This window comes from Endozoicomonas sp. 8E (assembly GCF_032883915.1).
Taxonomy (GTDB): Bacteria; Pseudomonadota; Gammaproteobacteria; order Pseudomonadales; family Endozoicomonadaceae; genus Endozoicomonas_A.
On record NZ_CP120717.1, the window covers coordinates 6,577,359 to 6,600,002 of the forward strand.

The window sequence follows — 22,644 nt, forward strand, 5'->3', positions numbered from 1 at the left end:
ACTGCGCGCTTGAAATTGGTGATATAATAGCCCTCTCAGCTCAAGACATCGAAGCAACCCGTGCACAGACTCAACGACCGACAGGCCGAAGCCGTCAAATACATTGATACCCCTTTGCTGGTTCTGGCCGGTGCGGGCAGTGGCAAAACCAGTGTAATCACCACTAAAATTGCTTACCTGATTCAGGAATGTGGTATCAACGCCCGCAATATTATTGCCGTGACCTTCACCAACAAGGCCGCACGGGAAATGAAAGAGCGTGTAGGCAAACTGGTCAAGGGCAGGGCCTCCTACGGTTTGACGGTTTCAACCTTTCACAATCTCGGGCTCAACCTGATCCGCAAGGAATGCAAGACGCTGGGTTACAAGCCGGGCTTTTCCATTTTTGATGCCCAGGATGCCCACGCCCTGATAGGCGAGTTGATGCAGCGGGAAATGGGATCAGAGGAAGAAAGTGTTGATGCCGTCCAGCATATGATCTCCAACTGGAAGAATGATCTGATTCTGCCCCCGCAGGCCATGGCCAATGCCCGTCAGCCCAACGAGCAACTCGCTGCCCGGGTTTATGAACACTATAACCGCACGTTAAAAGCCTTTAATGCGGTCGATTTTGATGATTTGATTCTGCAACCGGTCATGTTGTTCCGTGAGCATCCGGAAGTTCTGGAGCGATGGCAGAATAAAACGCACTATGTTCTGGTCGACGAATATCAGGATACCAATGGTGCCCAGTATGAATTAATCAGTCGACTGGTAGGAGACCGGGGCAAACTCACCGTGGTAGGTGACGATGATCAGTCTATTTATGCCTGGCGTGGTGCCCGTCCTGAAAACCTGGCCCTGCTCAAGGACGATTATCCTTCATTAAGAGTTATCAAGCTTGAGCAGAATTACCGCTCCACCAGCCGTATCCTGAAAGCGGCCAATACCCTGATTGCCAACAATCCCCACGTGTTTGAAAAAACGCTGTGGAGCGAACTGGGCATGGGGGAAACTATTCGGGTTATTCGATGCCGCAATGATGAGATGGAATGTGAACGCATTGCTACCGAGATACTCACCCAAAAGCTAAAAAACGGTACCCACTGGAAAGATTATGCGGTGCTGTATCGGGGCAACTTCCAGTCTCGCCTGCTGGAAATGAAGCTTCAGCATCATCAGATTCCTTACCATATCAATGGCGGCACCTCATTCTTCGCCCGCGCTGAAGTCAAAGATATGATGGCTTATCTCAGGCTGCTGGTGAATCAGGATGATGACAACGCCTTCCTGCGTGTTGTTAACATCCCCCGTCGGGAGATAGGCCCTGCTACGTTGGAAAAACTGGGCAATTACGCCGGTACTCACAACCTGAGTCTGTATGCTGCTTCACAGGAAATGGGTCTTCAGGAAGACCTGTCGCCCAAGTATGTCGAGAAGCTACGCAACTTTACCCAGTGGCTGGATTCGGTGTCCCGCCGCTGCCAGACCGATGAAGACCCCATTGCCGCTATCCGTGAAATGATTAACGACTGCGACTATGAAAACTGGCTGATGCAGACCACAGCAACGCCTGCAGGTGCAGAGAAACGCATGGGTAATGTCTGGTTCCTGATTGACTCACTGCAACAGACTCTGGAAAGAGGCGACGAAGACGCTACGGTTGAAGACGCCATCGCCCGCCTGATTCTCAGAGATATGATGGAACGGCAGGAAGAGCAAGAAGATAACGATAAGGTACAACTGTTAACGCTCCATGCCTCCAAGGGGCTTGAGTACCCCTATGTATTCATGATGGGTATGGAAGAGGACCTTCTGCCCCACCGCACCAGCATTGAAGAAGACAATATTGAAGAAGAACGACGACTGACTTACGTTGGCATTACGCGTGCCAGAAAGACTTTGACCATGACACTGGCAGGACAGCGAAAGCAATATGGTGAAATCATTGATACCACACCCAGTCGTTTCCTCGACGAACTGCCACAGGAAGACCTGGAATATACAGGATTTGGCGAGAAAGCCAGTAAGGAACAGAATGCCCTGACCGGCAATGCAGCTCTGGCCATGTTGCGCAGCCGGTTGAGCGACTGAATAGCAATAGCAGCCCACCTTAAAAACCATTCGGATTTTTCTTCTGCCAGCTTCAAGGCAACTCTGACCCAGTCAATGGGGTGTCTGGAATCATTCTGCATGATGACGCCCCGTAGTCTATACATACAGACTCAAGTGGTTATTATCATTATTCTTATCGCAGTATCCGTATGAATAAAAGCCTGACTGTCGCTGAAAGATCGTCTTTGCTATTTGTGTCGCTTGTCGCCTGTTTTCCAAACTGCAGCAGTTGGGCTGACACTGTCGAGCTGAACAATAATAATTTCAATCAATACCTGAATGCTGACCATCCTGTCAAAGGTGACTATCAGTTAATCAGTAATATTGACCTGAGCCAATTCCTCTGGAAACCCATCGGCAATGCGTCCGTTCCGTTTTCTCTCACTCTGAATGGCAACGGCCACGTTATTTCCGGACTCAAGATTTCAACTTCAACTGATAACACAACCTCAGGCTTGTTCGGGTCACTGCAGAACAGCACCATCAGGCAGATCCTGTTTAAAAAGCCAAAAGTGACCAGTACCGGATTTACGAGTCCGGCAGGTGCGCTTGTGGGAGAGTTGAAAGGCAGCAGGATTGAAGAAGTAGTCAATTATGGCGGAGCCGTCAAAACCATTGGTTCTCTCAGTCATTCCGGAGGTATAGCGGGCAGTGTTACTGATAGCATTATACACGACAGTGTAAACACCGGAACCGTTATCACGACCGCAGATGCCAGCGCAGGCGGTATCGCCGGATTGGCGGTTCAGTCATCGTCGCTGTCAAATAACCTGAATACTGGAAAAATAGCCTCCAGAAATTCATATGCCTCACCTGCCGGTGGCATTGTCGGAACCCTGAGAAACAACAGCATTGCTAACAACAATGTCAATACCGGTGAAGTTTATGTTGGCTTTCGCCAATATTCCGGGGGAGTTGCAGGAGAAGCACAAGCAGCCAAGGTATTACATAACCTCAACACTGGAAAAATATCTTCAGATTATTCGAGAGCCTCCTCCAGGTCACCTGGAAGCAGTGGCGGAATAGTGGGGCATGCTTCCGGGCAAACCCTGGTCAGTAAAAATCTCAATACGGGTAGCATTTCTACAAAGCGTTGGCATACCTATGCAGGTGGAATAGCAGGAGACGTGATCAACGCGCCTGTTGTTCAAAATGTCAATGTCGGAACTGTCACTACTCAAGGCTATCAGGCATCTGCAGGGGGTATTACCGGAGAAGCGGAAGGTACAAGCGTTCAGGACAACCTGAATGCTGGAGCAGTCATAACGAAAGGCGTTAATGGCGACGTAGGTGGTATTACCGGGGCTGCGGTCCGTTTAGCCTCAGTTTACAATAATGTCAATACGGGGCTGGTTGAGGCACAGGGATCGTGGTGCTACGTCAGTCCTGCAGCCGCAAGAGTGTACCTGGCAGGTCCTATTGAGCATAATCTGGATACTTTCACAAAGTACCAATGGACCAGTGAGACATTCAGTGGACGTAATAAAGGTGTCGTAAGACTATCGAAAAGTGCTCTCAAATCAAACCTGACCGGATTGAACAGCACGCTCTGGAATGCCGGTAATGAATCGCAGCTGCCGATGCTCAGAGGCATTAACATCCCCTACCGTGAACTGGCCCGAATAAGTGGTAACAAATTCCCGACAGTCCTGAATGAGTTTGCAGACCCCGGTGGTGTTTCAAATGCCACCTCTTTTAATCCTGATGTCTGGAACAGTCGGGATGGCTATTTACCGTTTCCAAAAGTTTTCTCCGAACCACAAACATCTCTGGCCGGGATTGATTGCACAGAAGGGGCATTTGACTGCAGCGAGGAAAAGCAGCAAAAGACAGCTCATTCTCCCGACCTTTCAGATCACTGCCCGCCACCAGAAGGCATACCTCTCTTTCAAGCCTATGACCCGGAAAAGCAGCAGGTATACGTTGTCATTCAACCTGAACCGTCTTCTGAATCGGCTTCTAAAGGAATTATACTGGCGCGCTATAAAGGCCCTGAGCTGGATAAACAATTTGGTCTGTGTGGCGTTGTGACTTATACAACCTCTACCAACCACGCCACAATACTGGCTTCATATCAGTCTCTGTCAGGGCAGATTATCCACGAAACAACAGGTCCTCACCCCGGCTCTTCCCTCAATATCGTTGCAATGACAACGTCAGGAAAAACGACTCTGTTCGAGTTCCCGTTGAGTGCTACCCAGAGATACCAGGCAGGATTGGGCGTACGTGACGACTTATTCCCTGAAAATGTTCAGATCAGTGATATTACTCATCATCAGGGGGTCCTGTATTTAACAGGAAAAATCGATAACAGCGTATTTGTTGGCCGTTACCACCAACGACAGCTCTTTTTTCCTGAAAAGCATCCTGAAGAGCATCCTGAAAAAAGTGGCCAATATGATGAGGAGCAAGGACTTCATCTGAAGCTCTCTGCAGATGGCGAACGCCTTTATGTCGCAGGCAAAAGTGATGAAGATGCCTCACATCCTTTGTTTATCAGACAGTACGACAGTAAACGACTAACCCCCAACTCTTCTTTTGCCAACAATGACAAAGCGTTAATGACCATCAATGCCGATGACATGGACACGGTTAACAGCCAGCAGGACATCCTCGTGCAAAAAGACCAGGTCTATGTTGCGGTTTTCAGCCCTGAGAAAGAGAAACTTTTTATTCGTCGGTTCGCCGCTGACAATGGACAGATGGATAGTGCTTTTATTATTAACGACAGGACTGATTTTTCTTCCCGCACACCGGGTTCGTTTGCAACTGTCAGGCTGATGGCAACGGAAGGTTATTTGCACGCCATTATTTACAACAGCGATGGGCAAATGTCTGTGTTTACTTATGAAGATCAGGTCATCGTCCATCGTTTTGACACCAGATTTAAACCTGCGGCAGCAGAATCCATGCGCCCGGTATTTGTAGGTAATAAAGCCTACCTGGCCATTAATAACTCTGATTCTGAGGAGGGCGGTCGGCAGGTTCAGATGCAAGAAATCTCTCTGGGTCCTGAAAACTGCAATCGTCAAAAACCCTCTGTCGCATTATGGTCTGCGGAATCGTCTGCGGTGATTTCTGACTGGCGAACTGAGCTTATTGCAGGAGGCGCTGTAGTGGCTACAGCGGCGGTTGCAGTCATCCTGGTCATTAACAAGTTTAAAAGGTCAGGAATGCGAACCCATAAGTAGCGCCCCTGAGAAAACTGGCAAATAACAAAGTCAGTCGGCATGATGACTCTGAATAGTCTACATTAACGTACCTATTATCATTATCTCTATGGTAGTGCCGCAATGAATAAAAGCCTGATAAGAGATAGAAATCGGCAAAGCCTGACTCTAAAAAAAGAATCCTCTGTACTATTACTGTCACTTGTCGTCTGTTTCTCAAACGGAAGCAATTGGGCCAGCACTATTGAGCTGAACAATAATAATTTCAGAGAATATCTGAATGCCGACCACCCGGTTGAAGGTTACTATCAGTTACTGAGTGATATTGACTTGAGCCAATTCACTCCCTGGAAGCCCATAGGCAACACCTCCATTCCGTTTTCTCTCACCCTTTATGGCAACGGCCACGTTATTTCCGGCCTCAAGGTTTCAACGTCAACCCATAACACAGCCTCAGGCTTATTCGGGTCACTGCAAAACAGCACCATCAGGCAGATCCTGTTTAAACAGCCAAAAGTGACCAGTACCGGATTTACGAGCCCGGCAGGTGCGCTTGTGGGAGAGTTGAAAGGCAGCAGGATTGAAGAGGTGGTCAATTATGCCGGAACCGTCAGAGCGAGCGGCCCTCACAGTCATAGCGGAGGTTTGGCGGGCAGTGTTTCTGACAGCGTTATACACGACAGTGTAAACACCGGCACCGTTCTCACGATCATAGCTGCCAGCGCAGGTGGTATCGCTGGCTGGGCCGATCAGACGTCTTCCCTGTCAAATAACCTGAATACCGGAAAAATAACCTCCAGAATTTTATATTCCTCCTCACCTGCCGGTGGCATTGTCGGAACCCTGAAAAACAACAGTATTGCTAACAACAATATAAACACCGGTGAAGTTAATGTTGGCTATACCGAATATTCCGGTGGGGTTGCAGGAGAAGTAGAAGCATCGAAGGTATTACATAACCTGAATACCGGAAAAGTTTCCTCGGATTATTTGCGAAGCTTCTGCTTCTGCTGCGGAGAAGGTGGAAGCAGTGGTGGAATAGTGGGACACGCCTCCGGGCAAACCCTGGTCAGCAAAAATCTTAATACGGGTAGCATTTTTACAAAGTATTGGCGCACCTATGCAGGTGGAATAGCGGGGGACGTCGTCAACGCTACTGTTGTTCAAAATGTCAATGCCGGAACTGTCACTACTCAAGGCCCTCAGGCATCTGCCGGGGGTATTACCGGAGAAGCTGAAGGTACAAGCGTAAAGGACAACCTGAATGTTGGAGCAATCAGAACGAAAGGTGTTAATGGTCACATAGGTGCAATTTCCGGGGCTGCCACCCTTTCAGCCTCAGTTTGCAACAATGTCAACACAGGGTCGGTTGAAGCCCAGCGAAACTTCAGCTACGTAAGCGGGGCCGCGGCAAGAGTTTGGAAGGCAGGTCGTATTGAGCATAATCTGGATACTTTCACAAAATACCAATGGACCAGTGAAAGGGGCAGTGGACGTAATAAAGGTGTCGTAAGGTTATCGAAAAGTACTCTTAAATCAAACCTGACCGGATTGAACAGCACGCTCTGGAATGCCGGCGATGCATCGCAGCTGCCAATGCTCAAAGGCATTAATATCCCCTACCGTGAACTTGCCCGCATAAGTGCTGCCAAAACAAACCGTCAGTTCCCAACAGCCCTGAATGAGTTTGCTGATCCTGGTGGTTTTGCAAATGCCACCTCTTTCAATCCTGGTGTCTGGAACGCCCGGAGCGGCTATTTACCCTTTCTACTCGTTTTCTCCAAATCACAGACCTTATTAGCCGGGATTGACTGCACACAAGGAGGATTTGACTGCAGCGCAGACAATGACATCCCGTCCACTCCAGCAGCCGCACAACCTTTGCCACCCCATTCGCCCGGCCTCTCAAGTCACTGCCCACCACCAAAGGGCACACCACTCTTGCAAGCTTATGACCCGGAAAACCAGCATATATACGTTGTCATTCAAGCTGAACCTTCTTCTGAATGGGCGCCCGGAGGAATAATTCTGGCACGCTATAAAGGCCCTGAACTGGATCAACAATTTGGTTTGTGCGGCACTGTGACTTATACAACCGCTTCCCACCACGCCAGAATACTGAGTTCCTACCCGTCTCTGTCAGCACAGGTTATTCACAAACCCACAGGCTCTTCCCTCAAGATTATTGCAATGACAAAGTCAGGAAAAACAACTCTGTTCGAGTTCCCGTTAACGCCCAACCAGAAATACCGGGCGCAATTCAACGTAAAACTAAATCCCGCTGCGGCTTCTGAAAACGATAATAGAAAGTTGTTAACCATCAGTAACATTGACACGGTCAACTGTCAGCTGGACATCCTGGTACAAAACGACCAGACCTACGTTGCCACGTACGATCCCGGGGAAGAGAAACTTTCTATTCGTCGGTTTGCCGCTGACAGTGGAGAAATGGATAGTACTTTTATTATTGACGACTGGATTGATTTTTCTTCCCGCCCCCCGGATTCATTTACAACCGTCAGGCTGATGACAACGGAAGGTTATCTGCACGCCATTATTTACAACAGCGATGGACAACTGTCTGTGTTTAGTTATGAAGATCAGGTCAACGTCCATCGTTTTGACACCACATTTAAACCTGCGACAGCAAAGTCTATGCGTCTGGTATTTGTTGGTAATAAAGCCTACCTGGCCATTGAAAACTCTGATAGTGAGGAGGGCAGTCGGCAGATTCGGATGCAAGAAATCTCTCTGGGTCTTGAAAGCTACGATCGTCAAAAACCCTGTGTCGCTTTACGATCTGCGGAATCGTCTGCGGTGATTTCTGACTGGCTAACTGAGCTTATTGCAGGGGGCGCAGTAGTAGCTACAGCGGCGGTTGCAGTCATCCTGGTCATTTACAAGTTTAAAAGGCCAGGAATGCAAACCAGCAAGTTGCGACCCTGAGAAAACTGGCAAATAACAAGGCCAGTCGGCATGGTGACTCTGAATAGTCTATATAAACGTACTTATTATCTCTTTGGTAGTGCAGCGATGAATAAAAGCCTGATAAAAGATCGAAATCGGCAAAGCCTGACTATCAAAAAAAAATCTTCTGTACTATTACTGTCACTTGTCGCCTGTTTCCCATACGGAAGCAATTGGGCCAGCACTATTGAGCTGGACAATAATAATTTCAGGCAATATCTGAATGCTGACCACCCGATCAAAGGTCACTATCAGTTAATCAGTAATGTTGACCTGAGCCAATATGACTGGACACCCGTCGGCAATCTCTCCACTCCATTTTCTCTCACCCTGCATGGCAACGGCTACATTATTTCCGGTCTCAATGTTTCAACGTCAGCCCATGGCACGGCTACAGGCTTGTTCGGGTCATTGCAGAAAAGTACCATCAGGCAGGTCCTGCTTAACCGGCCAACGGTGGCCAGTGCCGGAAACACAAGCCCGACCGGTGCGCTTGCGGGAGAGTTGAAAGACAGCAGAATTGAAGAGGTGGTCAATTATGCCGGAACCGTCAAAACCAAGGGTTTTCACAGTCACGGTGGAGGTTTAGCGGGCAGTGTTGCCGACAGCGTTATACACAATAGTGTCAACACCGGCAGAGTTATCACAACCCTTGGCAGCAACACAGGCGGTATCGCCGGATTGGCCGATCAGGCATCTTCTGTTTCAAATGATCTGAATACCGGAAGAATAATCTCCAAGCTTTCATACTCTTTGTCTACAGGCGGTATTGTCGGAACACTGAAAAGCCGAAGTGTGGCTAATAATAATATGAATACCGGCAAAGTCATTACCAGCCACGGTGAACATGCCGGGGGGATTGCAGGAGAAGCGAATGCTGCCAAAATACTAAATAATCTGAATACCGGCAGAATCTCAGGTAAACGGGGAGGAGACAGAGGGGGAATAGTAGGGCGAGCCTCCAGTCAAACCCTGGTCAGTAAAAACCTCAATGCGGGCAATATTTTAACAGAGAATGAGCGTACCCATGCAGGAGGAATAGCAGGGCAAGCAGTCAACTCTCCTGTTGTTCAAAATGTCAATGCCGGAACAGTCCATATAGATGGCTCGGGGTCCTTTGCCGGCGGTATTGCCGGAAGTATCAAGGGTGGAAGTACCCATAATAACCTTAATGCCGGAGCGATCACTTCGAAAGTGGGTGATGATAACCGTGGTGGTATTTCCGGAAGTGCCGACCGTGCCCCGGTATACGACAATGTGAATACCGGGTCGGTTGAAACCATTGGATACCGTGGCTACACCAGTGGGGCAGTAGCAAAAATTTCGGAGGCAGGTCGTATTGAGAACAATCTGGATACTTTCACAAAGGATCTACAGGTCAGTGGCCCTGGTAACGGACGTAATATCGGTATCACAAGACTAACGAAAACTGTTCTCAAATCAAACCTGAGCGGTCTGGACAGCGCGCTCTGGAATGCTGGTGATGCTTCACAGCTGCCGATGCTCAGAGGCATCAACATCCCCTACCGCGAACTTGCCCGAATAAGCGGTACCAATCAGGCCAACAATCGCTTTCCCAGAGCCCTGAATGAGTTTGCTGACCCTGGTGGCGCCTCAAATGCGACCTCTTTCAATCGTGGTATCTGGAGCGGTCGGGATGGCTATTTACCCTTTCCAAAAGCCTTCTCCAAACCACAAACATTAGTGGCCGGGATTTATTGCACACAAGGGGGGTTTGACTGCAGCGACGAAAAGGACATCAGGACCAATCCATCGGCTAAACCATCGTCGTCGTCTGAAAGGTCGTCAACCAGCGAATTAGCCACCGGTTCCAAACCTACTACATCACCGGGTTCGAAGTTAACTTCAGAAGTTTCATCCACCGTCCCCTCGTCATCGGCACAGCCGTCAACCAGCGAATTGAATACGGCTTCCAAACCCACTACGTCAGCGGGTTCGAAGACAACTTCAGAAGCTTCATCGGCTGTCCCCTCGTCATCGGCACAGCCCTCAACCAGCAAATCGACTACGGCTTCCAAACCCACTACGTCAGCGGGTTCGAAGACAACTTCAGAAGCTTCATCGGCTGTCCCGTCGTCATCGGCACAGCACTCAACCAGCAAATCGACTACGGCTTCCAAACCCACTACGTCAGCGGGTTCGAAGCCAACTTCAGAAGCTTCATCGGCTGTCCCGTCGTCATCGGCACAGCCGTCAACCAGCGAATTGAATACGGCTTCCAAACCCACTACGTCAGCGGGTTCGAAGCCAACTTCAGAAGCTTCATCGGCTGTCCCGTCGTCATCGGCACAGCCGTCAACCAGCAAATCGACTACGACTTCCAAACCCACTGCATCACCGGGTTTGAAGACAACTTCAGAAGCTTCATCGGCTGTCCCGTCGTCATCGGCACAGCCGTCAACCAGCAAATCGACCACGGCTTCCATACCCACTGCATCAGCGGGTTCGAAGACAACTTCAGAGGCTTCATCGGCTGTCCCGTCGTCATCGATACAGCCGTCAACCAGCGAATCGACTATGGCTTACAAAACCCGTGCTTTACCCGTTTCGGAGTCGCTATCAGCAACTGTAACGCAGAATAGACTATTGTCGTCGTTTAATGATTCGACTGACAATATATCCTCCACAACCCATTCAACCAGTCCATCGGATAATTGCCCGCCACTGAAAGGCACACCTGTCTTCCAGGCGTATGACCCGGAAAACCAGCGAATATACGTTGTTATTCAGCCTGAGTCACATAACAAAGACGTTATTCTGGCACGTTATAATGGCTCTGAACTGGATGAACAATTTGGTTTGTGCGGCATTGTGAAATACAAAACCTCTGCAAGCCACTCCAGAATAATGGATTCCTACCAGTCCCTGGTTGGGCAGGTTATTCACGAAACCGCAGGCTCTCAACTCAATATTGTTGCAACAACCTATTCAGGAAAAACGACTCTACTCGAGTTCCCGTTAAGTGCTGCCCGGGAATACCGGGGACGATTCACCGTACTTAACAACCTATTCCCTGACAATGTTCAAATTAATGATACCGCTCATTATAAGGGTGTCATGTATTTAACAGGAACAGTCGATGATCAGGTATTTATTGGCCATTACCAGCAACAACAACTCTTTTTTCCTGAAAAGCTTCCTGAAAACATTGAGCAGCATTATAAGGAACAAGGAATTGATTTAAGACTCTCCGCAGATGGTAAACGCCTTTATGTAACGGGAAAAAGTGATGAAGATGCATCCTATCCTCTGTTTATCAGACAGTATGACAGTATACGACTAAACCCCGCTGCTTATTTTGGAAACAATGGCAAAGAGATAATGACCACCATGGACATTGACACGATTAACAGTCAGCCGGACATCCTGATGCAAAAAGACCATGCCTACGTTGCCGTATTCAGCCATGAGGACGAGAAACTTTCTATTCGCCGGTTCGCCACTGAAAATGGACAGATGGACAGTGCTTTTATGATTGACGATAGAGTTGGCTTTCCTTCCCGCTCATCGGATTCGCTTACAACCGTCAGTTTGATGACAACGGAAGATTATTTGCACGCCATTATCTACAACAGTGAAGGACAAGTGTCTGTAGTGACTTATGAAGGTCAAGTCAACATTAATCGGTTCGACACCACATTCAAACCTGCAGCAGTAAAATCTATGCGCCCGGTTTTTGTGGGCAATAAAGTCTATCTTTCCGTTGAAGATTATGAGAGTGAAAAGGGGAGTCGGTATGTTCGGATGCAGGAAATTTCTCTGCATCCTGGAAACTACAACCATCAAAAAAAACCTACCGTTTTATCGTTTGAGGAACCGCCATCGTCCTCGGAATTGTCCAGGAAATCATCCGAGGAACTTTCTGCAGAAGTGTTTGCCTGGGGAATCGGGCTTATTTCAGCGAGCAGTGTGACGGCTGTTACGGTTGCAATTGTGATAGCCATTAAGGTCTTCAAAAAACAACCGCCTGTGTCGGAAATATAAGCCTTCGAAATGCTGTCCGCCGCGAACCTGCAACTAAGTCCGGTAGGTGTGCAATGCTCTCAGCCAAAACCAAACCAGAGAATTTTTAGAATCGCTTGAATGCCGATGTTCGCCGATTTATCCCCGGATCATACTAATGCATAAATGCAGCTTCCATGCGCTTTTATGATGGATCATAGGTATAACAAAAGCTGCCTGATATGTTCCTGCATGATGACTCCACTTAGTCTATATAAACGAATACGAGTCGTTATTATCATCGTTTTTTATATTTGTGCTTCTATGAATAAGAACCTGATAAAAGATCAGAACCAGCAAAGCCTGACTATCAACAAAAAGTCGTCTGTACAAATACTGTCGCTTATCATCTGTTTTGCAAACTGGGACATTTGGGGCAGTACTATTCAACTGGACGCTGGTAATTTTTATCAATATTTAAATGCCGACCACCCGGTCAAAGGTCATTATGAATTAATCAGTGATATTGACCTGAGCCGATTCATTCCCTGGAAACCCGTCGGCAATACTTCCACTCCATTTTCTCTCACTCTGTATGGCAATGGCCACGTTATTTCCGGCCTCGACGTTTCAGCGTCTGCAGATGACACCGCTTCAGGTTTATTCGGGTCACTTCAGGACAGCACCATCAGGCAGATTCTGCTAAACCGGCCAAAAGTCACCAGCGCCGGAGGATCAAGCCCCACGGGGGCGCTTGTTGGAGAGTTGAAGAGCGGCAGGATTGAAGAGGTGGTCAATTCTGCCGGAAGCATAAGAACCACCGGTTTTCGCAGTCATGCCGGAGGCATAGCGGGCAGCGTTTCTGATAGTGCCATTCGCAACAGTGTCAATACCGGCACCGTTATTACAATCAGGGGTGCCAGCGCAGGCGGTATCGCTGGATTGGCTGCCCAGAAATCTTCTATTTCAAATGACCTGAATACCGGAAAAATAACCTCCAAACATCCACATTTCTCACCTGCCGGCGGCATTGTCGGAACACTGAAAAGCAATAGTATTGCTAACAATAATATAAATACCGGCGAAGTCCGGGTTAGCTATACCCAGGATTCCGGGGGCGTTGCAGGAGAAGCACAAGCAGCCAAAGTATTAAATAATCTGAACACCGGGTACATTTCCGTAGATTCGAGTAGCTCTTCCCGCAGGCGGGGAGGAAACAGGGGTGGATTGGTCGGGCGGGCTTTCGAACAAACCCGGGTCAGTAAAAACCTCAATACAGGTAGCATTTATTCAAAACAGTATCATGCAAATGCGGGCGGAATAGCAGGGCAAGGGCTCAATGCTCGGGTTGTTCAAAATGTAAATGCCGGAACTGTCCATCATGCTGTCGGTCAAGAGGCGTATACCGGAGGTATTATCGGAGAGGCTGAGGGCGGAAGCCTCCAGAATAACCTCAATATTGGATCAGTCGAAGCAAACAGTACCAGGGCTCACGTCGGTGGTATTTCCGGAGCAGCCACCCGATGGGCATCGGTTTTCAACAATGTCAATACAGGACCGGTTGAAGCCCGGGGAGACTATAGCCATCTAAGCGGTGCAGTGGCAAAAGTCATGATGGCAGGCCGCATTGAGAAAAACCTGGATACTTTCACAAAGCATCCATCAAGCAATGAAACTGCGGATGGGCGTGATAGCGGCATTATAAGACTATCAAAAGGCGCTCTCAAATCAGACCTGAACGGTCTCAGTGGCAAGCTCTGGAATACCGGTAATTCATCACAGCTGCCGATGCTGAAAGGCATTAACATCCCCTACCGGGAACTTGCCCGGATAAGTGGTAGCAAACAAAAAAACAACCCGCCTGTCTCGCTCCTGAAAGAGTTTTCAGACCCGGGAGGCGCCCTAAATGCTACCTCTTTCGATCGTACTATCTGGAACGGTCGGGATGGTTATTTACCGTTTCCAAAAATTTTCTCCAAACCACAAATATTACTGGCCGGAATTGATTGCACACGAGGGGGGTTTGACTGCAACGATGGAAAGGACATCAAGCCAACTCTGTTGACATCACCCTCGTCATCGGCACAGCCATCCACCCGCGAATTGACGACCACTTCCACCCCCTCTACTCTAAGCAGTTCGGAGTCACCGTCAGAAGCTTCAACCACTATCCCATCGTCATCGCAGCCTTCAACCAATGCGCGGACCACTGTTTCTATCCCCCCCACAACAAGGAGTTCGGAGTCACCCTCAGAAGCTTCAGCAACTATCCGATCGTCATCGGCACAGCCGTCAACCAGCGAATTGACCACAACTTCCATACCCGATACCTCAATGGGTTCGGAGTTACCATCAGAAGCTATACCAGAGGATAATTATTCATCGTCGTATACACACCAGCCCCAAAGTACAGCATCTACAGCCCGTTCAACCAACCTGCCGGATAACTGCCCGCCACCAGAAGGCAATCCTCTCTTTCAGGCGTATGACCCGACAAAGCAGCGGTTATACGTTGTCATCCAGCCTGAGTCGCTTTCTGAAGAAATTATTCTGGCACGCTATAAAGGCTCTGAACTGGACAGGCAATTTGGTTTGTGCGGCATTATGACTTACACAGCCTCTGGCAACATCCCCAACATACTGGATGCCTACCAGTCTCTGGCTGGGCAGGTTATTCATGAAAACACAGGCTCTCACCTCGACATTGTTGCAACGAACCCGTCAGAAAAAACGGTTTTGCTCAAGTTCCCGTTAAGTGCTACCCAGGGATACCAGGCTCGCTTCAGCGTACACAACGACATATTCCCTGAAAATATCCAGATTGATGATACTGCTTATCATAAGGGTGTCATGTATTTAACAGGAACCATCAATAACAGGGCATTCATCTGCCGTTATCACCAAAGAGGACTCCTGCTTTCCAAAAGCATTGACCGACAGGATAAAGAACGAGTAGTTCGTTTGAAGATATCCCCGGATGGCGAACGCCTGTATCTGACAGGAACAAGCCATGAAGATGCGCCCTATCCTTTATTTATCAAACAGTACGACAGTAAACGATTAACTCTGGCAGCCTCCTTTGGCAACATTGGCAAAGAGCAACTGTTCAACACAGACATTGATACGGTCAACAGCCAGCAAGACATCCTGATGCAAAAAGAGCACATCTACATTGCCGTATTCAGCCCTGAGGAAGAGAAGCTTTCTATTCGCCGGTTCGCCACTGACAATGGACAGATGGATAGTGCTTTTATTATTGACGACAGAATTGTTTTTTCTTCCCGCTCATCGGGTTCGTCTGCAACCGTCAGGTTAATGAAAACGGGTGATTATTTGCACGCCATTATTTACAACAGTAATGGGCAGCTGTTGGTAGTTACTTATGAAAACCAAGTCCACATCCACCGTTTTGAAACGGCATTCAAACCTCCGGCAGCAAAATCTACGCGCCCGGTTTTTACGGGTAATAACGCCTATCTGGCATCTGGACATACTGATATTGAAAAGGGTAGTCGGTATGTAAAGATGCAGGAAATTTCTCTGAATCTTGAAAAATACCAGCAAAAAAAATCACCAACCACTTTATCATTTGGAGACCCGTCTGCAGGATCGTCTATGAATAGGCTTAGTTTGGGAATTGGACTTATTGCAGCAAGCACTGTGGTGATTGCCGCGACTGCTGTTATGGTAGCCATTTTCAAGTTCAAAAAACAACCGACGGTATCAGGAAGGGATGCGCTCTGAGCTTTTTGAGGCAACCGGCTCAATAACCATTCGGATTTTTCTTCTGCCAGTTCCAGGCATCCCTGACCATATCATCAAGACGATGCTCTGCCACCCAGCCCAGCTCTTTCCTTGCTTTGCTAACATCGGCATAACAACTGTCCACATCACCGGCACGACGGCCATGGATTTCCCTTGGAATGGTCAGCTTATTGCCTCGCTCGAAGGCATCCAGCACCTCGAAAGTACTATAGCCTTGCCCTACACCGAGATTCCACGCATAAACGCCGGTGACACCCTGCAACTTTTCAATCGCTTTGACATGCCCTCTGGCAAGATCGACCACATGAATGTAATCCCTGACACCACTGCCATCCCGGGTGTCGTAGCCAGTATAAAGGTTTATGTGGGGCCGGATGCCAGCAGCCACCTGGGTGATGTAGGGTAGCAGATTGTTGGGAATGCCCCAGGGGTCTTCGCCAATCAGTCCACTACTGTGCGCACCAATAGGATTAAAATAACGCAACAGGGCAACCCCCCAGGGGCGTCCGGACTGCTCCTCTGCCTTGTGGATATAATCCAGCATCTCTTCAATCATCAACTTGGTATGACCATAAGGACTGGCATGGGACAGAGTGGCGGTTTCCGGAACAGGCAAAATAGTCTGCTGGCCATAAACCGTGGCTGATGAGCTGAACACGATTTTATTCACCCTGGCTTTTTGCATTGCCCGAAACAGTACCGAACTGCCAAAAACATTATTGTTGTAGTAATTCAGGGGATCAGCAACGGATTCAGCAACCCCTTTCAGGCCTGCAAAGTGGACCACTGTATCAATAGGGTATCTGGCAAACAGCTTGTCCAGAAGTATCGGGTCCCTGATATCTCCCTGCTCAAACCGGAGTTTTTTCCCGGTTATCTGCTCCACCCTTGCAAGCGATTTTTTTGATGAATTGCAGAGATTATCCAATACCACCAGATCACAACCTGACTCCAGTAATGCTACGCAGGTATGGCTGCCAATATAACCGGCACCGCCAGTGATCAGCATCATGGTGCTACTTTTTTTCGGTGAAGAACGGCTTGCGGACTTATTGAGTTGAGCCAGTGGTGATGTTGACAAAAGCCCGGTTCCCAGAAGCGCCGAACCCGCTTTTATCAGGGACCGTCTGGATAACAAAATTCGCTTGCCATGCTTGCTCATGACGACTCCTTATAGTCTATAAATACAAATGAGAATACGAGTAGTTATCATCATTGTTTCTTATGGTAGTATTCCAATGAATAAAAACCTGATAAAGCATCAGATTTGGCATATTCTGCCCATCAACAAAAAGCCATCTTTACTGTTACTGTCACTTGTCGTCTATTTTCCAAACTGGAACACTTGGGCCAGCACAATTGAGCTGGACAATAATAATTTCAATCAATATCTGAATGCCGACCACCCGGTCGAAGGTCGCTATCGGTTAATCAGTGATATTGACTTGGGCCGATTCGGGCCCTGGGAACCCGTCGGCAATAAATCCATCCCTTTTTCTCTCATTCTGGATGGCAAGGGCCACGTGATTTCCGGCCTCGAAGTTTCAACGTCGGCAGATAACAAAGCCTCAGGCTTGTTCGGGTCACTGCAGAATAGCACCATCAGGCAGATCCTCCTTAAACAGCCAAAAGTGACCAGTTCCGGAAACGGGAGCCCGACGGGTGCACTTGTGGGTGAGTTGAAAGGCAGCAGGATTGAAGAAGTTATTAATTCTGTCGGAACCGTCAGAACGACAGGTTTCCGCAGTCATGGCGGAGGACTGGCGGGCAGTGTTTTTGGTAGCACCATAGGCAATAGTGTGAACAATGGTACCGTTATCACAACCGGAGGTGCCAGCGCAGGCGGCATTGCTGGATTGGTCGATCAGTCATCTTCTGTTTCAAATGACCTGAATACCGGAACAATAATTTCCAGATATCCACTTATCTCGCCTACCGGTGGCATTGTCGGAACACTAAGAAGTAATAGCATCGCTAACAATAATATGAATACTGGTGAGGTGAGTGTCAGCCATACCCAACATTCCGGGGGAATTGCAGGAGAAGCAGAAACAGCCAGGGTATTGCATAACCTGAATACGGGTAAAATTGCCTCGGATTATTTGATAGGGTCCCGACATAGCGAAGGCGGCAGCAGTGGTGGAATTGTGGGTAAGAGCTCCAGACAGACCCTGATCAGCCAGAATCTCAATACAGGTAGCATTTTTTCAAAGTATTCGAGCGCACACGCGGGTGGAATAGCAGGGCAAGTATCCAGCGCTCCTATCGTTCAAAATGTAAATGTCGGAACTGTCATTACTGATGGTAATGCGGCATTTTCAGGGGGTATTGCCGGGGAGACTTCAGGTGGAAGCATTCATGACAACCTGAATGCTGGAGCAATCAAAGAGTATGGCAGGAGGGGTTCCGTCGGTGGTATTTCCGGGACTGCTTTTCGTTCTGCCTCGGTTTATAACAACGTCAATACGGGGTCAATTCAGGCCTATAGAGCAGGCAGCTATGAAAGCGCTGCAGTCGCAAGACCTTTTCGTGAAGGACGTATTGAGAACAACCTGGATACTTTCACGAAGTATAAATGGACTAGCTATGGATGGCGTGGATACAATAAAGGTGTCGTAAGACTATCGAAAACTACGCTCAAATCGGGCTTAAACGGTTTGAGCAGCGATCTCTGGAATGCCGGTGATGCAACACAGCTGCCAATGCTCAAAGGCATCAACACCCCCTACCGGGACCTTGCCCGGATAAATGGTACCCGACAGACAAACAACCAGTTTCCTACAGTCCTGAATGAGTTTGCAGACCCTGGCGGTGCAACAGATGCTACCTCTTTCAATCGTACTGTCTGGAACGGTCAGGACGGCAATTTACCGTTTCCAAAAGCTTTCTCCGAACCGCAAACATTACTGGCCGGAGTTGATTGCGCGCAAGGGGGATTTGACTGCAGCAGGGTAAAGGACATCATGACAACCTTGTCGGCTAAACCGTCATCGGCACAGCCAACAAGCGGTGAATTGACCACGACTTCTGTAGCTCATGCTTCATCCACTTCTGAGTCGCCGTCGGAAGCTTCATCTACTATCCCATCGTCATCAGCACAGCCAACAAGCGGCGAATTGACCACGACTTCTGCAGCTCGTGCTTCATCCACTTCTGAGTCACCGTCAGAAGCTTCATCCACTGTCACGTCATCATCGGCACAGCCAACAACCAGCGAACTGACCACTGCTTTTGTAGCTCGTACTTCACCCACTTCTGAGTCATCTTTGGAAGCTTCATCCGCTGTCCCATCGTCAACGGCACAGCCAACAACCAGCGAACTGAGCACGGCTTTTGTAGCTCGTACTTCACCCACTTCTGAGTCATCGTTGGAAGCTTCATCCGCTGTCCCATCGTCAACGGCACAGCCAGCAACCAGCGAACTGACCACAGATTTTGTAGCTCGTACTTCACCCACTTCTGAGTCATCGTTGGAAGCTTCATCCGCTGTCCCATCGTCAACGGCACAGCCAGCAACCAGCGAACTGACCACAGATTTTGTAGCTCGTACTTCACCCACTTCTGAGTCATCGTTGGAAGCTTCATCCACTGTCCCTGCGTCATCGTCACAGCCACCAACCAGCTTGGCCAGGACTATTCAGCTAGATAATAATAATTTCTATCACTATCTGAATGCCGACCACCCGGTCAAAGGTCACTATCAAGTAATCAGTAATATTGACCTGCGTCGATTCGCTCCCTGGGAACCCGTTGGCAATAAATCCGTTCCGTTTTCCCTCACTCTGGATGGCAACGGACACGTTATTTCCGGCCTCGAAGTGTCAACGTCAGCAGATAACACTGCAGCAGGCTTGTTCGGGTCACTGGAGAACAGCGCTATAAGACAGATCCTGCTTAACCAGCCAAAAGTCAGCAGCTCCGGAAATACAAGCCCGGCCGGTGCACTTGTGGGAGAGATGAAACGGTGCCGGATTGAAGAAGTGGCCAGTTCTGCCGGAGTCATCAAAACGAGCGGTTCCAGCAGTCATGCCGGAGGGATAGCGGGCAGTGTTTCTGATAACAGCACCCTACGCAATAGCCTGAACACCGGAACCGTAATCACAACCGGAATTGCCCCCGCGGGCGGCATTACTGGAGTCGCCGAACAGGCATCCGTCCTTTCAAACAACCTGAATACCGGAAAAATAACGCCCAGAAACTTACATAACTCACCCGCCGGCGGCATTGTCGGCAGACTTAAAATCAGTAGCCTTGCTTATAACAATCTCAATACCGGCGAGGTTAATGCCGGCCATACCGAAAATTCCGGAGGGATTGCAGGAGAAGCTGAAGCAGCCAGACTCATACATAACCTGAACACTGGAAAAATTGCTTCCGATTATTTGGACGGCACTTCCCACCGGGGGGGTGGTAATGTTGGCGGAATAGTAGGGGAAGCCTCGAGCCATAGCCTCGTCAGCAACAACCTCAATACAGGTAGTATTTCTGGAAAGTATGGCTCCCACGTGGGTGGCATAACAGGGCGAGTAGTCAATACTCCTGCTGTTCAAAACGTCAATGCCGGGCCTGTCACTACTGACGGCAATTATGCCTATGGCGGAGGTATTGCCGGAAAAGCCAGAGGTGGAAGCATTTATGACAACCTTAATGCTGGAGCGGTCGTAGGAAGAGGCGATAGCAGCCCAGTTGCCGGTATTTCAGGAACAGCACGCGGGGCGACGGTTTACAATAATGTAAACACCGGGTTGATTAAAACATATTATGACAACCGACAAAGTGCGGCAGTCGCAAACATTCACGAAGCCGGACGTATTGAGAATAACCTGGATACTTTCACAAAATATCGCAGTGTTTTTACTTTCGAATGGGATGGATATAATACAGGTGTCGTTAGAGTACCGAAAGATGTTCTAAAATCAAACCTGAGCGGTTTGAGCAGCGAACTCTGGAATTCCGGTGATCCATCACAGCTGCCGATGCTCAGAGGAATTAACCCCCCCTACAGCGAACTTGTCCGAATAAATGGTACCAAACAGGCAAACAACCAGTTTCCCGGAACCCTGAATGAGTTTGCAGACCCTGGTGGTAACGTAAATGCTACCTTCTTCCATCTTACTATCTGGAACGGTCAGGACGGCTACTTACCGTTTCTAAAAGCTTTTTTAGAACCACAAACATTACTGGCCGGAATTGACTGCACACCTGGGGGATTTGACTGCAGCGAGAAAAAGGAGACAACTCCGTCGGCTACATCATCGTCATCGGAAAAGCCATCAACCAACCTGCCGGATAACTGTCCGCCACCGGAAGGCAAACCTCTCTTTCAGGCGTATGACCCGGAGAACCGGCGCATATACGTCGTCATTCGGCCTGAACCGACTTCTAAGGATATTATTCTGGCACGTTATAAAGGCTCTGAACTGGATAAACAGTTTGGTTTGTGCGGCACTGTGAGATACACAACCTCTGTCAACCACGCCAAAATACTGGATTCCTTCCAGTCTCTGACAGGGCAGGTTATTCATGAAACCACAGGCTCTCACCTCGACATTGTCGTAACGACAACGTCAGGAAAAGCAACTCTGCTCGAGTTGCCGTTAACTGCGGTCCAGAGAGAACAGGCACGACTCAGAGTCCGCAAGAACCTCTTCCCCGACAATGTTCAAATTAATGATACCGCTTATCATCAGGGTGTCATGTACTTAACAGGAAGCATCGATAATAGCCTGTTTGTTGGCCACTATCTCCAGCGACGGCTCTATTTTCGTGAAAAGTATCCTGAAGGTAAGGAAGAAGGACTTTTTTTAAGACTATCCCCAGATGGCGAACGCCTTTATGTTGCAGGAAAAAGTGATCAGGATGCGTCCTATCCTCTGTTTATCAGAGAGTACGACAGTAAACAACTAAACCCCGCTGCCTCTTTTGGAAACAATGGCAAAGAGATAATGACCACTAATGACATTGACACGTTCAACAGTCAGTACATCCTGATACAAAAAGACCAGTCCTACATTGCCGTATTCAGCCCTGAGGGAGAAAAACTTTCTATTCGCCGGTTTGCCACCGATAACGGACAGATGGACAGTGCGTTTATTATTGACGACAGGATTGATCTTTCTTCCCGCACACCAAGTTCGCTTGCAACCATCAGGCTGATGACAACGAACGATTATTTACACGCCATTGTTTACAACAGTGATGGACAACTGTCGGTTGTTACTTATAAAGGTCAGGTCAACGTTGATCGTTTCGACATTACCTTTAAACCCGCAGCAGCAAAATCTATGCGCCCTGTCTTTGTGGGTAATAACGCCTATCTGGCAATTGAAAATTCTGATATTGAGGAGGGTCGTCGGCTGGTACGGATGCAAGAAATTTCTCTGGAGCTTAAAAACTATATCTATCATAAACCCCCTGCCGCTTTATCGTCAGCGGAACCATCTGAGGTAATCAGTGGTTTGGGAATTGGGTTTATCGCAGGGGGAGCTGCGATGGTCGCAACGATTGCAATTATCCTGGCCATTAAGAAGTTCAAAAAACGACCATTTGACTCAGGAATGGAAACCCACGAATTACTATCCTCAGACAAATTTACGATATCTGACAGATAGGACTGTCTCTTTATCAGAATCTTTCAATTGACTGCGTACCAGCTTGCAGGCGGAACGCTCTGCGTTCCCGTCTT

At 48.5% G+C, this 22,644-nt stretch carries 7 protein-coding genes; 6 read left to right on the plus strand and 1 reads right to left on the minus strand.

The features are described 5' to 3' along the window. The first annotated feature begins 60 nt into the window (after positions 1–60). The 5 genes from rep to P6910_RS23265 all read left to right on the plus strand — a co-directional run bounded on the left by rep (position 61) and on the right by P6910_RS23265 (position 15,938). Positions 61–2,073: a DNA helicase Rep gene (gene rep, locus P6910_RS23245; protein ID WP_317143634.1), complete on the plus strand. Its 2,013-nt coding sequence runs from the start codon at positions 61–63 to the stop codon at positions 2,071–2,073. Between the two features lie 170 nt (positions 2,074–2,243). Continuing rightward, positions 2,244–5,285, plus strand: a complete 3,042-nt coding sequence (locus P6910_RS23250; RefSeq protein WP_317143635.1) for a hypothetical protein — start codon at positions 2,244–2,246, stop codon at positions 5,283–5,285. Positions 5,286–5,387: 102 nt separating this feature from the next. Continuing rightward, positions 5,388–8,210: a hypothetical protein gene (locus tag P6910_RS23255; protein ID WP_317143636.1), complete on the plus strand. Its 2,823-nt coding sequence runs from the start codon at positions 5,388–5,390 to the stop codon at positions 8,208–8,210. A gap of 87 nt (positions 8,211–8,297) precedes the next feature. Next, positions 8,298–12,236, plus strand: a complete 3,939-nt coding sequence (locus tag P6910_RS23260) for a hypothetical protein (protein WP_317143637.1) — start codon at positions 8,298–8,300, stop codon at positions 12,234–12,236. 282 nt (positions 12,237–12,518) lie between these two features. After that, a complete protein-coding gene (locus tag P6910_RS23265) occupies positions 12,519–15,938 on the plus strand; it encodes a hypothetical protein (protein ID WP_317143638.1) in 3,420 nt (1,139 codons plus the stop codon). 19 nt (positions 15,939–15,957) lie between these two features. Here P6910_RS23265 and galE read toward each other — a convergent pair whose 3' ends face one another. Beyond that, positions 15,958–17,121 carry a UDP-glucose 4-epimerase GalE gene (gene galE / locus P6910_RS23270; RefSeq protein WP_317143639.1) on the minus strand — a complete coding sequence of 388 codons (1,164 nt, stop codon included), beginning with the start codon at positions 17,119–17,121 and terminating at the stop codon, positions 15,958–15,960. A 76-nt stretch (positions 17,122–17,197) separates the two neighbouring features. Between galE and P6910_RS23275 the strand changes: the two genes are divergently transcribed. Next, positions 17,198–22,570, plus strand: coding sequence for a hypothetical protein (locus tag P6910_RS23275; RefSeq protein ID WP_317143640.1), 5,373 nt, complete (start codon positions 17,198–17,200; stop codon positions 22,568–22,570). Positions 22,571–22,644: the final 74 nt, after the last annotated feature.

What these genes read in the sequence shown, in the direction of transcription:
- P6910_RS23250 (WP_317143635.1), top strand. Translation starts at nt 2,244, where the DNA reads ATGAATAAAAGCCTGACTGTCGCTGAAAGATCGTCTTTGCTATTTGTG.
- P6910_RS23255 (WP_317143636.1), top strand. Translation starts at nt 5,388, where the DNA reads ATGAATAAAAGCCTGATAAGAGATAGAAATCGGCAAAGCCTGACTCTA.
- P6910_RS23260 (WP_317143637.1), top strand. Translation starts at nt 8,298, where the DNA reads ATGAATAAAAGCCTGATAAAAGATCGAAATCGGCAAAGCCTGACTATC.
- P6910_RS23265 (WP_317143638.1), top strand. Translation starts at nt 12,519, where the DNA reads ATGAATAAGAACCTGATAAAAGATCAGAACCAGCAAAGCCTGACTATC.
- galE (WP_317143639.1), bottom strand. Translation starts at nt 17,121, where the DNA reads ATGAGCAAGCATGGCAAGCGAATTTTGTTATCCAGACGGTCCCTGATA.
- P6910_RS23275 (WP_317143640.1), top strand. Translation starts at nt 17,198, where the DNA reads ATGAATAAAAACCTGATAAAGCATCAGATTTGGCATATTCTGCCCATC.